Origin of the sequence: Bradyrhizobium sp. BR 10261, assembly GCF_019455395.1 — a bacterium.
Taxonomy (GTDB): domain Bacteria; phylum Pseudomonadota; class Alphaproteobacteria; order Rhizobiales; family Xanthobacteraceae; genus Bradyrhizobium; species Bradyrhizobium manausense.
Genome location: NZ_JACOFQ010000041.1, coordinates 42,387 through 55,241 on the forward strand (window position 1 = coordinate 42,387; position 12,855 = coordinate 55,241).

Below are 12,855 nucleotides of genomic sequence, written 5' to 3' on the forward strand. Positions count from 1 at the left end.
CTCAAACAAAGAGCTAAAGCGCGATGACAATCTCATCGCGCTTTACGGCCGCGTCGCATTCCAGAGCATCGAAAGCCCGGCTGCGATCATGATCGCATCCATCACCAGGCGAAACATCTCCGGTTTCAGGTGCAGCACGAAGCGCTTGGCGACGAAGGCGCCTGCCATCAGCGAGGAACCTGCGATCAGGCCCTTGATGAAGACCTCCTGCGTCAACGCGCCGAAGCGCTCGAACGTGACCGATTTGGCGAAATACAGCCCGAGCGAGGAGGCGGCTTCGGTCGCGAGAAATGCGCCTTTGGAGAGACCGTAGAACAGGAACAGGGGCACGCTGAGCGGACCGGTCGAGACCACAATGCCGGTGAGATAGCCGATGATCGCGCCACCGATCGCCAAGTGCCAGAGCTTGGCCTTGAGGTCGTGCCGCGCCAGCCAGTGCCGCACCGGAACCATCGCGATCAGGAAGATGCCGATGGCGAGGTCGACGGCGTGCGCGGGCAGGGCGAGCAGCGTCCGCGCGCCCAGCACCGCGGCCGGAATGCCCGTGACCGAATAGGCCGCGCAGGCCCGCCAATCGACCTCGCGCCACCACGCCAGAATCCGCGAAAAGTTTGCCATGACGGAAGCAACCGCCATGATCGGCACGGCCTCCTTCGGCCCATAGGCATAGACCAGCACCGGCATCAGCATGATCGACGAGCCCGTGCCGACGATGCCGGAAATGGTGCCTGCGATCAGGCCAACACAGAGGACGAAGAGGAAGGCCAAAGGCGGAGCTCCGGGACATTGACGGATTCCCGATCGCGGCGCACGGGGAGTTCGTCCATGGTGACATTCTGCCAGTGTTTTGCCCGACAAGTCAAACGCAATTTCGGAATAACGGTAGGGCAGGGATTCAGCCGAGCCGTCTACTGTGCATGGGGTTGTTTTCGTGATTTCGTTTGAGTGGCCTCGCTGCTGACAGCATGTTGGCAGCAGGGGCGGGCTATGACCACCTCCTGACAAAACGGGAGCGGATCATGCCGGTCGAGGCAAGCTGTCATTGCGGAGAGACGGTGTTCGAGGTGACGGAGGCGCCTGCGAGCGTAACGCGCTGCACCTGCTCGCTCTGCGCCAAGCGCGGCGCGCTGTGGGCCTATTACACACCGGCGCAATTTCGCCTGCTCTCGCCCCCCGACAACGTTGCGACCTATCTCTGGGGGAGCCGCACCGTCAAGCATCATTACTGCGCCAATTGCGGCTGCGGCACCTATTCGGAGTCGCCGGACTGGTCGACCGGCAAGCCGGATTTCGACAATCCCAAGGTCGCGGTGAACGCACGCCTGTTCGACGATTTCGACCTGGAGACGGTTCCGGTCAATATGATCGACGGCAAGAATCTGTGGTGAGCAGGCGGCGCCCCACGCATATCTGCGTGCATGCGCATCCCCTTGAGGCTGGCTGGGAAAGCTGATTTGATTCCGGGCCGATAATAAAGGGAGGAATCGATGATGCGTGTTTTTGCGCAAGTGATGGTCGCAATGTCTCTAGCCGTTGCGGCCAGCTTCAATGCGCAAGCGCAGACCAAGCCGAAGGTCACGACGCTCGGGCCCGACTTTCCCAAGGCCACGCTGTTCGTCGGCAACAGCTTTTTCTATTACAACAACGGTATGCCGGGCCGCCTCTCGCTCATGGAGCGGGCCATCGATACCGACAAGATGGCCTATCGCAACACCATGGTCACGATCGGCGGCTCCGGCCTCGATTGGCACGACATGGACAATCTGCTGCGGCCGGGAGGCCTCGGCGCCTATTCCTTCGACGACGACAACAATGTCGTCTTCAACAAGCCGGGCAAGCAGTACGACACGGTCGTGATGATGGATTGCAGCCAGTGCCCGATCCATCCGCAGCTGAAGGACGCCTTCACCATCTTCGCCAAGAAGGACAGCGAGATCGTCCGCGCCCACGGCATGCGGCCGGTGCTGTTCATGTCCTGGGCCTATCTCGACAAGCCTGAGATGACGGAAGGGCTGGCTGATGCCTATACGACCGCCGGCAATGCCAATGATGCGCTGGTCATTCCTGCAGGCCTCGCTTTCGCGCGCGTGCGCAAGCTGCAGCCGGAGCTCAACCTCTATGCGCCGGACCGGCGGCATCCGAGCCCGGCCGGCACCTATCTCGCCGCCTGCGTCACGCTCGCCGCGCTGACGGGACGTTCGCCGGTTGGGAATTCCTACACCATGGGGATTGATCCGGAGACGGCGCAGCTGCTGCAGAAGGCGGCGTGGGACACGGTGCAGGAGTATTACGGGCGGTGATCGGACTGGGCGATCAATCGTAGGGTGGGCAAAGGCGCGCTTGCGCCGTGCCCAGGACCTATCTCCGTAAGCGAATTTTGGTGGGCACGGTTCCGCCTTCGCTCTTCGAGCTACGGCGGACAAGTCGCTTTGCCCACCCTACGGCACCTCACTTATTTCAGCACCACCCACGCCGGCGCGTGATCGCTCGCACCGTCTTCACCGCGAACCGTCTTGTCGACGCCGGCCTTGGCCAGGCGTGGGACGAGGGCAGGGCTCAGCAGCAGATGATCGAGCCGCAGGCCCGCATCGCGCTGCCAGCGGTTTCGCTTGTAATCCCAGAAGGTGTAGATGCGCTCCTCCCCATGAAGCTCGCGGATCGCATCGCACCAGCCCTGTTCGACCAGCGAGGCGAAGGCCGCGCGGCTCTTCGGCTGGATCAGCGCATCCTTGTCCCATGAGCGCGTCGGATAGATGTCGATCTCGGTGGGCGCAACATTGTAATCGCCGGCGAGCACCACGGGCAGATCCTGCTTGAGGAAGGTCTTGGCGTGGCGCCTCAGCCGCGCGAACCAGTCGAGCTTGTAGTCGAATTTCGGGCCCGGCTGCGGATTGCCGTTCGGCAGGTAGATGCTGGTGACGATGATGCCGCGCACGGCAGCTTCGATGTAGCGCGCCTCGTGATCATCAGGCCGTCCCGGCAGGCGGTCGCGCGTCAGCACAGGCTCGGCGTTGCGGGCGAGGATGGCGACGCCGTTCCAGGTCTTTTGTCCACGCCAAACTGCGCCGTAGCCGGCTTTCTCGATCGCTTCCGCCGGAAATTCGCCATCACTGGCCTTCAGTTCCTGAAGCGCGACGATATCGGGCTTTGCCGCGCGCATCCATGCGAGCAGATTGGGCAGGCGGCGATTGATGTTATTGATGTTGAATGTCGCAATCTTCATGTAGAGCTACCGGCTCCTGAATTCCGTCACCGGAGATACAATGTCCAAGTTGAGCTTTGCCGCCATCGCATTCGTCGTCGCACTCTCCGGGGCCACTTCAGCACAATCGGCCGATACGCGCGGCGCATGCAAGGCGGACTACGACAAATTCTGCGCCGGCATCGCGCCCGGCGGCGGCATCGTGGCCTGCCTCAACGGCAAGCGCGATCAGCTCAGCACGACTTGCAAGGCCGCGCTGGACAGCAGGAAGAAGAAGTAAGCGGCTGACCGCTCAGCTCGGCAGCGGCGGCGGGCTTGCCGGCTGCGCAAGCGGCGGCGGGGAGGGCGGCTGCTCTGCGGCCTTCGCGGGCTCCGGCTTCACCAGCGGCTCGACCACATTGCCGCCCTTGTAGACGCGGGCGTAGCGGCGGCCGAGGCTGGTCAGCACCTCATAGCCGATCGTGCCGAAATGATGGGCGAGCTCGTCGACGGTGATGCCTTCGCCGAGCAGCGTCACCATATGGCCTCGGCGCGCCGCGTTCGGCGGCAGATCGGTGATGTCGATCGCGATCAGGTCCATCGAGATGCGCCCCGCGACCGGGCAGCGCTTGCCGGCGACGATCACCTCGGCGCCGCGCGTGCCGTCATTGGAGCTGGCGGCGCGGAAATAGCCGTCGGCATAGCCGACCGCGATGATCGCGAGTTTGGTCGGCCGCCGTGCCGACCAGGTGCCGCCATAGCCGACGGTCTCTCCGCGCTCGATCGAGCGGGTCTGCACGATGCGCGCCTTGAGGTCGACGACCGGCTGCATCGGATTGTCGGCCTCCGGTGTCGGATTGACGCCGTAGAGCGCGGCGCCCGGCCGCACCAGGTCGAACTGGAACGGCGCGCCGAGGAAGATGCCGGAGGAATTGGCGAGCGCCGCCGGCACGCCGGAGAATTCGCTGGCGATGGCGCGGAAGGCCGCGAGCTGTTTCGCGTTGATCGTATTGTTGAGCTGCTCGGCCGAGACCAGATGGCTCATCACCAGCGTGATGCCGTGATCGCCGGCATTGATGCGGGGGATGATGGCCTGCGCCTCCGACAGCGTCAGCCCGAGCCGGTTCATGCCGGTATCGATATGGATGGCGGCGCCGCCGGACCAGCCGGAGCGGCGGCAGAACACGTCCCATTCGGCGAGCTCGTTGAGGTCGCCAATGACGGGCCGGCAGTTGATCTTGGCGTAGTGCTCGCCGGTGTTCTGGAAATAGCCGCCGAGCACGTAGATGGTGGCATCGGGCACGGCTGCGCGCGCCGTGCGGGCCTCCTCGATGGTGGCGACGAAGAAGGTCTTGCAGCCGGCCTTGTTGAGCGCCTGCGCCACCTGCGCGGTGCCGCAGCCATAGGCGTCGGCCTTGATCACCGCGGAGCACTCGGCCGGCACGGCAGTCTTCTCGAGCTTGCGCCAGTTGGCGATGATGGCGTCGAGGTCGATGGTGAGCACGCCGCCATAGGCAGCGAGGGCGGCAGCCTGATTGGCCTCCGCGGAGAGAAGGCCGGATTGCGGGATCATGTTCGGGTCGGACACCATTGTCATGGCGTCGTTTTACGCGAAGAGGCCGGGCCGGTTCAAGGAACTCAGTAGTCGTCGCCGCCGCGAGCCGGCACCTGACTGTCCGGTGCAAGGTCGCCGAACCTCGTGACCGAAGCTTCGAACGCCAAATCGACGGTGCCGGTCGGGCCGTGGCGCTGCTTGCCGATGATGACCTCGGCTTTTCCGTGCGCAAGGCTCATGTCGAGCTGCCACTTCTCGTGTTCCGGCGTGCCTGGGCGGGGCTCCTTCATCGCGAGGTAATATTCCTCGCGGTACACGAACAGGACGACGTCGGCGTCCTGCTCGATCGATCCGGATTCACGCAAGTCCGAGAGCTGCGGCCGTTTGTCGTCGCGGGATTCAACCTGGCGTGAGAGCTGGGACAGCGCGATGACGGGAACATTGAGTTCCTTGGCGAGTGCCTTCAGGCTGGTCGTGATCTCCGTGATTTCCTGCACGCGGCTGTCGCTGGCGCGCTTGCTCGAGCCTGACAGCAGCTGGATGTAGTCGATCACGAGCAGGTCGAGGCCCTTCTGTCGCTTCAGCCGGCGCGCGCGCGCCATCAGCTGCGCGATCGACAGGCCACCGGTCGCGTCGACATAGAACGGCAGCGATTGCAGCTCGATCGAGACCTCCCGGATCTTCTCGAAATCGGCTTCCGAGATGCCGCCGCGCCGGATGTGGGAGGAGGGAACGCCGGTGCGCTCAGCCACGATACGCGTGGCGAGCTGGTCGGCCGACATTTCGCAGGAGAAGAAACCGATGACGCCGCCATTGGCGGCCTTGGTGGTGCCGTCGGCCTGGAGTTCCGGAACGTAGGCTCGTGCGACATTGTAGGCGATGTTGGTCGCCAGCGAGGTCTTGCCCATGCCGGGACGGCCCGCGACGATGATGAGGTCGGACTGCTGCAATCCGCCCATCTTGGTGTCGAGGTCGCGCATGCCGGTCGAGATGCCGGACAGCTTTCCGTCGCGCTGGAACGCCTTGGCCGCGAGGTCGACCGCGACCGCGAGCGCCTGCGAGAATTTCTGGAAGCCGCCGTCGTAACGGCCGGACTCGGCAAGCTCGTAGAGCTTTCGCTCGGCGTCCTCGATCTGGGCTCGCGGCTGGAAATCGACCGGGGCGTCATAGGCGACATTGACCATGTCCTCGCCGATGCCGATCAGGTCGCGGCGCAAGGAAAGGTCGTAGACCGTGCGCCCATAATCCTGGGCGTTGATGATCGTGGTCGCTTCGGCCGCCAGCCGCGCCAGATATTGGCCGATGGTCATGCCGCCAACGTCGGTGTCCGCGGGCAGGAACGTCTTCAGCGTGACGGGCGTGGCGATCTTGCCCATCCGAATCAGGCTGCCGGCGGTCTCGAAAATGGTCTGGTGCAACGGCTCGAAGAAATGCTTCGCCTCCAGGAAGTCGGAGACCCGGTAGAAGGCGTCGTTGTTGACCAGGATCGCGCCCAGAAGGCTCTGTTCCGCCTCGATATTGTGCGGCGCGCTCCGATAGGAGGGCGTTCCGGGCTCGGGCGCAAGTTTGAGGACGTTCGAATCAGTCAGGGCCATGGTCGAGCGATAGCAAGTTTCTGGGGCGGATGCGGGGCCGGGATAAAGCGCCGCTCCAGGCCAAAGCGGAAGCTAAAACTTCGTCACTATCAACCGATCTTAAAAGCGGTGGATGATTGGCGGCGTCTTTATTCGCCGCGCTTGACGGATTTTCGCGGAACTCAAGGCCGGACCGGAAGTGGCCGCGATCGCGCCACGGAAAAATCCGGACAGGGTGAACCTAATGAATTGAGGCGCAGACCTATTTGAAAGCGCGTGAAGCGGTGCGCGGGCGTTTTCCGGTGCGGGATCAGACCAGCAGGAGATAAACCAACGCCACCAGGGCCGCGCCGACGCCGGTGGCGATCAGGGCGTAGTCGGTGCGAAGTTCGTCCTGGACGTCGAATGAGGTTTGGGTCTGCTTTCTCATGGCGACGGTCTAGGCCAGCTCCGACCTCGGGAATGTGAAGCAGATCACATCTCTTCGGTTTCTTTCGGGGGTAGGCAGGGAACAGGCGGGTGGGGCCGGGGATTATCCCGAACCCCTCACGGGAAACGAGGCAAGCGATGCCGCCAGAACGGCAGCACCAGGATTGGCGAAGCGAGACAGGCAGCCGGCTGTGGCTGTCCGGTCTGATCGCCGCCATGCAGCACGCCGAGCGGCCGGAAATCCGGCGCCAGCCGGTCGCACCCGAGATCGTCATCGAGCTGAGGGCGCAACTGGCGTTGGCAGCCTCTTACCGCGCCTCCCATATCTCGACCCAGCGTCACTAGAGCCTATTCACCAGCGAGCCTCAACTTCGGCTTGGCGCCGCCCTCGAGGGCGCGCAGCCGGGCTTCCTCGTGGGCCATATAGTCGCGGGTCATCGGCACCACGCCCTGGCGCTTGGTCAGCTGGACCTGGAAGTTCATCATGCCCTGCTTGCGAAAGGTCATCTCGCTGGCTGCGAGATAAAATTCCCACATCAGCGCGAAGCGCTCGTCGTAAAGCTGCACGGCTTCCTCGCGCCGCGCCATGAAGCGCTCCCGCCAGGCCTTCAGCGTCTCGGCGTAGTGCAGCCGCAGGATCTCGATGTCGCAGACCAATAGCCCGGCGTTCTCGATCGCGGGCAGCACCTCCGAGAGCGAGGGGATGTAGCCGCCGGGGAAGATGTATTTGGCGATCCAGGGGTTCGTCGAGTCCGGTCCCTGCGAGCGGCCGATCGAATGCAGCAACATGACGCCGTCATCGCTGAGCAGCTCGGCGCAGCGCTGGAAATAAGTGTCGTAGAACCTCGCCCCGACATGCTCGAACATGCCGACCGACACGATGCGGTCGAATGGCCCCGCGATATCGCGATAGTCCTGAAGCAGGAAGCGCGCCTGATGCGTCAGACCCTTCTCGGCGGCGCGCGTATTGGCAATCTGCAACTGCTCCGTTGACAGCGTCACGCCGGTCACGTCGGCGCCTGCGATCTCGGCCAGATAGAGGCCGAGCCCGCCCCAGCCCGATCCGATGTCGAGCACGCGCTGGCCGGGCTTGACCAGCAGCTTTGCGCTGACATGCCGCTTCTTGGCGAGCTGCGCGTCGTCGAGCGTGGCGTCCGGCGTCTCGAAATAGGCGCAGCTATATTGCTTGTCGGCGTCGAGGAAGAGCGAATAAAGCCGCGCGTCGAGATCGTAATGATGCGCGACATTGCGGCGCGAGCGCGCCCGCGCATTGAACTGTCTGATATGTCGGACGAGATAGCGCAGGTGCCACCAGGGTTTTGCCCAGTGAGGCAACAGTTCGGGTTGATCGAGCAGGATGGCGAGGACATCGGCGATGTTGCCGCGCTCGACGACGAACTCCCCGTTCATATAGGCCTCGCCAAGCCCGAGCTCGGGATTGATGAGGATCTTTCGCTCTGCGTCTGATGTCACGAAGCGCACGGCGATCGGCTCGCCCGTGCCGTCGCCGACAGTGAATTTCGATCCATTTGCCGTGGTCACCGTCAGCGACCCCCGGCGAATGAATTGCGACAGGAAGCTACGCAACAAGCGGTCCATCCACACCTTCCTCTCGAGCGGACAAGAGATGCGACTAACCCGGCCTTTCGATTCTGACGCTCAGGTCCCCGCTCGGGTTCCTATGCGTTTGCATCTAAATCTGGGGAGGGCGTTTGGGTCCCGCCATTGCGTCATGTTCACGGCAGATATTCCTAAGGCGCTTAACCCCATCCTTGCGCCGGAGCCTGCTTCCATTCGCAGCGCAATCGGCTAAAAGGTGACCGCCGCCGCGCCGGGTGCCGGCCGTATCTGTCGGATTTCAATGGAGATGATGGGAATGTCGAGCCGAGCGCTCAGCCTCGCCACGGTGCTGTTTCTGATTGGCTTCGGCGCCTCCGATGCCGTTCTGGCGCAGGCGACGAACCTCGAGGCCGGCAAGGCCCCATCCCAGATCTTCGCGCAGACTTGCAATGCCTGCCACAAGAGCCCGCGGGGGCTGTTGAAGACAGTGGCGCCGGGCTCGTTGCCGGGCTTCCTGCGTCAGCACTACACCACCAGCCCCGACATGGCCGGTGTGCTGGCCTCCTACCTCGTCTCCAACGGTGCCACCGACGCCCGCTATCAATCCAAGGACGGCGGCAAGGACAAGAAGGACGCCTCCAAGGAGAAGGACGCCAACTCGCCCCCGGGACAGTCGCCTGAGCATCAGGGCCGACGGCAGCGTCAGGACGCCGCCAAGCCGGAAGGCGAGGGCGCCTCTACCGCCGCGCCTGAGGGCCGTCAGAAGCGCGCGGCGCGGCCGAGCGAGGAAGGGGCCAAGGAAGGTGCCAAGGAAGGCGTGAAGCCCGAGGCCGCCACCGAACAACCGCGCGAGGGTCGCAAGGGCAAGCGCATGAGCAAGCGTGCCAAGCCGGAGACGGAAGACGCCGCCGCGCCGAAGGTCGATTCCAAGACCGAACCCAAAACTGAACCGAAGAGCGAACCGAAGAGCGAGAGCGCCAAGGCCGATACCGAGTCCAAGCCCGACAGCGGCAAGCCCGCCGAGAAGCCGGCAGAGACTAGGCCTGAGAGCGCCAAGGTCGAACCGAGCGCCAGCGAGACGCCGGCCTTGCGCCCCGATCCGGTGCCGCAGGTGACGCCGGCTCCGCCGGCCGCCGCCAAGCCGGCTGAACCGGCTGCGCCCAAGCCCGCGGAAGCTGTCATCTCCAAACCGGCCGAGCCCGCGTCAAGCGCCGAGCCAGCGGCCAAGCCGGTCGAGCCGGCGCCGATGGCGCCCGCCGCGGCTCCATCGCCAGCACCGGCCGAGTCGTCCGGCCCGCCGACGGCGCCGATCTCGCGCTAAGCAGGACCGCAACGGCACTCATCTCGATTGCGATGCTCGGCGAGGACGTCGCGCCCAAAATAAGAAGCCCGGCCGCCTGAGGCGACCGGGCTTAGCTTTGCGCCTGAGCGCGAAGCTTACTTCTCTTCCGTGGCCGGAGCCGGCGCGATGTCTTCGTGCTGGGCTTCCGGATCGAAGAACTCGCCGGCAGCGGCGATCGCCTCGGCGGCGGCGTCGCGGTCCTCGTTGCGGGTGGAGATGTCCTCGCCGCGGTTGATGCGCTCGGCCTCGTCCTGGCTGCGCGCGACGGTGACGGTGATCTCGACCTCGACCTCGGGGTGGACCGCGACGGTGATCGAGCGCTTGCCGATGGTCTTGATCGGCGCGTCGAGCTGGATCTGCGGGCGGGCCAGCGAGATGCCGTCGGCTTCGAAGGCGACGACGATGTCACGCACGTTGACCGAGCCGAACAGCTGGCCGGCTTCCGAGGCCTGGCGGATCACGATGATGTTCTTGCCCTCGATCTTCTCGGCGACCTTGGCCGCCTCGCCCTTCGAGGCAAGGTTGCGAGCCTCGAGCTCGGCCTTCATGCCGTCGTACTTGGCGCGGTTGTCGGCGGTGGCGCGCAGCGCCTTGCCGCGCTTGAGCAGGAAGTTGCGGGCATAGCCGTCGCGAACCTTCACGACTTCGCCCATCTGGCCGAGCTTGCTCACGCGTTCCAGCAAAATGACTTCCATATTCGTTCTCCTTTGAAGTGCTCTGGTTTTCAGTTTCGGGTTGAACTCAAGATATCGGCAATGGCGGCGGCTGCCGGTTACGCAGAAAGCGCTCGCGGAAGCCGAACACGGCATCCGCAAGCCCAAGGATCACCATCGCGATGACAGGCCAGCCGAACACGACGACGACGGCATAGGTTGAACCGAGCCAGAAGGTACGGCTCTTCAGCGCGAGCGTCAGCGTATGCAGCACGGCGAAGCCGGTCAGCGCGTAAGCCATCATCAATGCCGCCGTGGTGATCTGCGCGACGATCGCGAGCAGGCCGCCGGTGAAGCAGAAGGCAAGCGCGATGCAGAGCACCGCGAGCGTCATCGCCGGCAATTCGGCCGTCTTCAGATCGGGCCAGGGACGGCGCAGCCGGCCCGATGTCGCCGTCACTTTGGCGCTGAGCCAAAGGTTGAGCGTGAGCGTCATCATCGAGACGATGGCGGCGGCAGCCGGCGCGATGCGGACCAGCGCATCGATGAACTGGTCGGCCTCACCAGCGGCCTGCGGATCGGTGGCGCGGAGGATGCGCATCAAGCCGCGATGTAGCGTAGCGGTGATGGTGTCGGCGTCGGCGCCGAGCGTGAGCAGGGCCGCAAGCGTGGTCAGCACTGCGAAGCCCGCGATCCACAACAGGATGCGGCCGACCGGATACCATTCGATTTCGGGTTCGACGGGCGCAGCGACGTCCACGGCCGTCACGCCCGCAACGTGCCGGCCGAGCAGGACAAGATGGCCGAGCCACCAGGCCGGCAGGGCGATGGTGACTGCAAAGGCGATGCAATAGGGCAGGCCGAAGATCGCGCCGAGGCCGACCGCCGCGGCGATACCGCCGAGACTCGCATAGAGCGGCCCCCAGCCGATCGCGGCGACCATCAGCGGCAACGGTGCGAGATAGAACAGGACAAGCGAGATCAGCGCGCCCGACACGATCGAGGCGAACATCAGGGCCGACGCAGCGCCGGCGATCAGGGCTATCAGTCCAAATACCATCATCAGCTGTCCCGCTCCCTTCGAGCGGTTAGAGGCGTCTTGCCCCAACCATCGGCGACCGGACGACCCGGAAGCCTTATGAATTTCAAGGAGTGCGGCCGGCGGTACAATCGCCGCCGGCCGAATTCGTGTTAGCGAATGACGTAGGGCAACAGGCCCAGGAAGCGCGCGCGCTTGATGGCGCGGGCGAGCTCACGCTGCTTCTTCGCGGACACCGCGGTGATGCGGCTCGGCACGATCTTGCCGCGCTCGGAGACGTAACGCATCAACAGCTTGGAGTCCTTGTAGTCGATCTTCGGCGCATTGGCTCCCGTGAACGGGCAGCTCTTGCGGCGACGGAAAAACGGGCGGCGTGCACCAGCTTCAGCCATTGTTCTTACTCCCCATCCGTCGTTTCAGCTTCGTCGCGCCCACGGCGCGGACCGCGATCGCCGCGGAAGCCACCGTCGCGATCACCACCGCGGAAACCGCCTTCGCGGTCGCCACGGAAGCCGCCTTCACGCTCGCCGCGGAAGCCACCGCCACGATCGTCGCGCTCGCGATCACGGTCGGCCTTGCGCATCATCGCGGACGGGCCTTCCTCGAGCTCCTCGACGCGGACGCTGAGATAGCGGATCACGTCCTCGCTGATGCGCTCCTGGCGCTCGATCTCGGCGATCGCCGCGGAGGGCGCGTCGATGTTGAGCAGCACGAAGTGCGCCTTGCGGTTCTTGTTCATGCGGTAGGTGAGGGAGCGAACGCCCCAATTCTCGGTCTTGGTGACCTTGCCGCCGAGACCTTCGACGATGCCGGTCATCTGCGCAGTCAGCTCTTCGACCTGCTGCGTGCTCGCGTCCTGGCGCGCGAGAAAAACATGCTCATAGAGAGCCATATCAGTCCTTTCCTCGTGTTGGCGCATTGCCCGGCGTCAAGCCCTTAAGAGACCTTCGGAAAGGACTCTGGGATTAAGCTCAGAAGGCGGAAACACGGGACGACGGGCCGACTGGCCCTGCCACACCAAAATCACTGAGGATTTGCTGAGACCGTCCGTTCAGCTCCCGGCCGGGGTCTGCGGATGCGCGCGTTATACGGATTTTGGCCGGCTTGGCAAGGTTTGCGGCCGATGTTTTGGGCCTCGGACGGTTCCGGCGCAGGGAGGTCGAATGTGCTCGCCACACACTCAGGGTCATCGCCCGGCCAGTGCGCGATTGCGTACTAGGACCGGGCGATCCAGTACTCCGAGGCGGTTATAGTTGAACCGAAGGGGCGCGGCGTACTGGATGCCCCGCCTGCGCGGGGCATGACGGTGGTGGGGATGGCTAGACCGGCGTCGGGGCGACCCCGGGTTCTTCAATTCCATATCCGGCTTGATCTATTTGTTTGTATGTCATACAAATAAATCAGGGAGAGGACCCCAATGGCGGAAAAGCCGGCCCAGGACGCGCTCGAGGCGGCAGGCGACCCCAAGCATGCGGCGCGGGCGACGCGCTCGGCGGGGCGCAAGATGCGGTCCCTGCTGCTG

Annotated in this window: 14 protein-coding genes and 1 pseudogene; 6 read left to right on the top strand and 9 right to left on the bottom strand. The window is 64.4% G+C overall.

The annotated features are described in order from the left end of the window. Positions 1–42: 42 nt before the first annotated feature. Positions 43–768 (bottom strand): sulfite exporter TauE/SafE family protein, encoded by a 726-nt coding sequence (locus tag HYH07_RS32755; protein ID WP_220006334.1) that lies wholly within the window; start codon positions 766–768, stop codon positions 43–45. A gap of 251 nt (positions 769–1,019) precedes the next feature. Here HYH07_RS32755 and HYH07_RS32760 point away from each other — a divergent pair, with 251 nt between their 5' ends. Then, positions 1,020–1,388 (top strand): GFA family protein, encoded by a 369-nt coding sequence (locus HYH07_RS32760; RefSeq protein ID WP_220006335.1) that lies wholly within the window; start codon positions 1,020–1,022, stop codon positions 1,386–1,388. A 99-nt stretch (positions 1,389–1,487) separates the two neighbouring features. Continuing rightward, positions 1,488–2,300, top strand: coding sequence for a DUF4886 domain-containing protein (locus tag HYH07_RS32765; RefSeq protein ID WP_220006336.1), 813 nt, complete (start codon positions 1,488–1,490; stop codon positions 2,298–2,300). A gap of 152 nt (positions 2,301–2,452) precedes the next feature. On the opposite strand, the gene HYH07_RS32770 is transcribed toward HYH07_RS32765, so the two are convergent. Next, on the bottom strand, positions 2,453–3,223 hold the full coding sequence (locus HYH07_RS32770) for an exodeoxyribonuclease III (RefSeq protein WP_220006337.1): 771 nt from the start codon (positions 3,221–3,223) through the stop codon (positions 2,453–2,455). Positions 3,224–3,263: 40 nt separating this feature from the next. On the opposite strand from HYH07_RS32770, the gene HYH07_RS32775 reads away from it, so the two are divergent. Further along, positions 3,264–3,482: a cysteine rich repeat-containing protein gene (locus HYH07_RS32775; RefSeq protein ID WP_057758000.1), complete on the top strand. Its 219-nt coding sequence runs from the start codon at positions 3,264–3,266 to the stop codon at positions 3,480–3,482. Between the two features lie 12 nt (positions 3,483–3,494). On the opposite strand, the gene alr is transcribed toward HYH07_RS32775, so the two are convergent. Continuing rightward, positions 3,495–4,772 carry an alanine racemase gene (gene alr, locus HYH07_RS32780; RefSeq protein WP_220006345.1) on the bottom strand — a complete coding sequence of 426 codons (1,278 nt, stop codon included), beginning with the start codon at positions 4,770–4,772 and terminating at the stop codon, positions 3,495–3,497. 47 nt (positions 4,773–4,819) lie between these two features. Further along, positions 4,820–6,331, bottom strand: coding sequence for a replicative DNA helicase (locus HYH07_RS32785; RefSeq protein WP_220006338.1), 1,512 nt, complete (start codon positions 6,329–6,331; stop codon positions 4,820–4,822). A gap of 546 nt (positions 6,332–6,877) precedes the next feature. Between HYH07_RS32785 and HYH07_RS32790 the strand changes: the two genes are divergently transcribed. Then, positions 6,878–7,084, top strand: a complete 207-nt coding sequence (locus tag HYH07_RS32790) for a transcriptional regulator (protein ID WP_220006339.1) — start codon at positions 6,878–6,880, stop codon at positions 7,082–7,084. 3 nt (positions 7,085–7,087) lie between these two features. On the opposite strand, the gene HYH07_RS32795 is transcribed toward HYH07_RS32790, so the two are convergent. After that, entirely contained in the window at positions 7,088–8,338 is a 1,251-nt protein-coding gene (locus HYH07_RS32795) for a cyclopropane-fatty-acyl-phospholipid synthase family protein (protein WP_220006340.1), read from the bottom strand. 277 nt (positions 8,339–8,615) lie between these two features. Between HYH07_RS32795 and HYH07_RS32800 the strand changes: the two genes are divergently transcribed. Continuing rightward, positions 8,616–9,620 (top strand): hypothetical protein, encoded by a 1,005-nt coding sequence (locus HYH07_RS32800; RefSeq protein WP_220006341.1) that lies wholly within the window; start codon positions 8,616–8,618, stop codon positions 9,618–9,620. A gap of 116 nt (positions 9,621–9,736) precedes the next feature. Here HYH07_RS32800 and rplI read toward each other — a convergent pair whose 3' ends face one another. The 4 genes from rplI to rpsF all read right to left on the bottom strand — a co-directional run bounded on the left by rplI (position 9,737) and on the right by rpsF (position 12,225). Beyond that, positions 9,737–10,336, bottom strand: a complete 600-nt coding sequence (gene rplI, locus HYH07_RS32805; RefSeq protein ID WP_220006342.1) for a 50S ribosomal protein L9 — start codon at positions 10,334–10,336, stop codon at positions 9,737–9,739. A 46-nt stretch (positions 10,337–10,382) separates the two neighbouring features. Continuing rightward, the gene (locus HYH07_RS32810) at positions 10,383–11,357 is read right to left on the bottom strand and encodes a DUF2232 domain-containing protein (protein WP_220006343.1); all 975 of its coding nucleotides are present in this window, start codon (positions 11,355–11,357) and stop codon (positions 10,383–10,385) included. A 128-nt stretch (positions 11,358–11,485) separates the two neighbouring features. Continuing rightward, complete coding sequence (gene rpsR, locus HYH07_RS32815) at positions 11,486–11,725, bottom strand: 30S ribosomal protein S18 (protein WP_007592020.1); 240 nt, start codon at positions 11,723–11,725, stop codon at positions 11,486–11,488. Between the two features lie 5 nt (positions 11,726–11,730). After that, entirely contained in the window at positions 11,731–12,225 is a 495-nt protein-coding gene (gene rpsF, locus HYH07_RS32820) for a 30S ribosomal protein S6 (protein WP_092234635.1), read from the bottom strand. A 525-nt stretch (positions 12,226–12,750) separates the two neighbouring features. On the opposite strand from rpsF, the pseudogene HYH07_RS36480 reads away from it, so the two are divergent. After that, positions 12,751–12,855 (top strand): annotated as a pseudogene (locus HYH07_RS36480) (transcriptional regulator); the annotation flags it as partial.

Bases quoted from the DNA above. Each gene is read 5' to 3' on its own strand.
- HYH07_RS32810 (WP_220006343.1), bottom strand. From the start codon at position 11,357: ATGATGGTATTTGGACTGATAGCCCTGATCGCCGGCGCTGCGTCGGCC.
- HYH07_RS32775 (WP_057758000.1), top strand. From the start codon at position 3,264: ATGTCCAAGTTGAGCTTTGCCGCCATCGCATTCGTCGTCGCACTCTCC.
- HYH07_RS32760 (WP_220006335.1), top strand. From the start codon at position 1,020: ATGCCGGTCGAGGCAAGCTGTCATTGCGGAGAGACGGTGTTCGAGGTG.
- HYH07_RS32790 (WP_220006339.1), top strand. From the start codon at position 6,878: ATGCCGCCAGAACGGCAGCACCAGGATTGGCGAAGCGAGACAGGCAGC.
- HYH07_RS32770 (WP_220006337.1), bottom strand. From the start codon at position 3,223: ATGAAGATTGCGACATTCAACATCAATAACATCAATCGCCGCCTGCCC.
- HYH07_RS32800 (WP_220006341.1), top strand. From the start codon at position 8,616: ATGTCGAGCCGAGCGCTCAGCCTCGCCACGGTGCTGTTTCTGATTGGC.
- HYH07_RS32785 (WP_220006338.1), bottom strand. From the start codon at position 6,331: ATGGCCCTGACTGATTCGAACGTCCTCAAACTTGCGCCCGAGCCCGGA.
- rpsF (WP_092234635.1), bottom strand. From the start codon at position 12,225: ATGGCTCTCTATGAGCATGTTTTTCTCGCGCGCCAGGACGCGAGCACG.
- alr (WP_220006345.1), bottom strand. From the start codon at position 4,772: ATGGTGTCCGACCCGAACATGATCCCGCAATCCGGCCTTCTCTCCGCG.
- rplI (WP_220006342.1), bottom strand. From the start codon at position 10,336: ATGGAAGTCATTTTGCTGGAACGCGTGAGCAAGCTCGGCCAGATGGGC.
- HYH07_RS32795 (WP_220006340.1), bottom strand. From the start codon at position 8,338: ATGGACCGCTTGTTGCGTAGCTTCCTGTCGCAATTCATTCGCCGGGGG.
- HYH07_RS32765 (WP_220006336.1), top strand. From the start codon at position 1,488: ATGATGCGTGTTTTTGCGCAAGTGATGGTCGCAATGTCTCTAGCCGTT.
- rpsR (WP_007592020.1), bottom strand. From the start codon at position 11,725: ATGGCTGAAGCTGGTGCACGCCGCCCGTTTTTCCGTCGCCGCAAGAGC.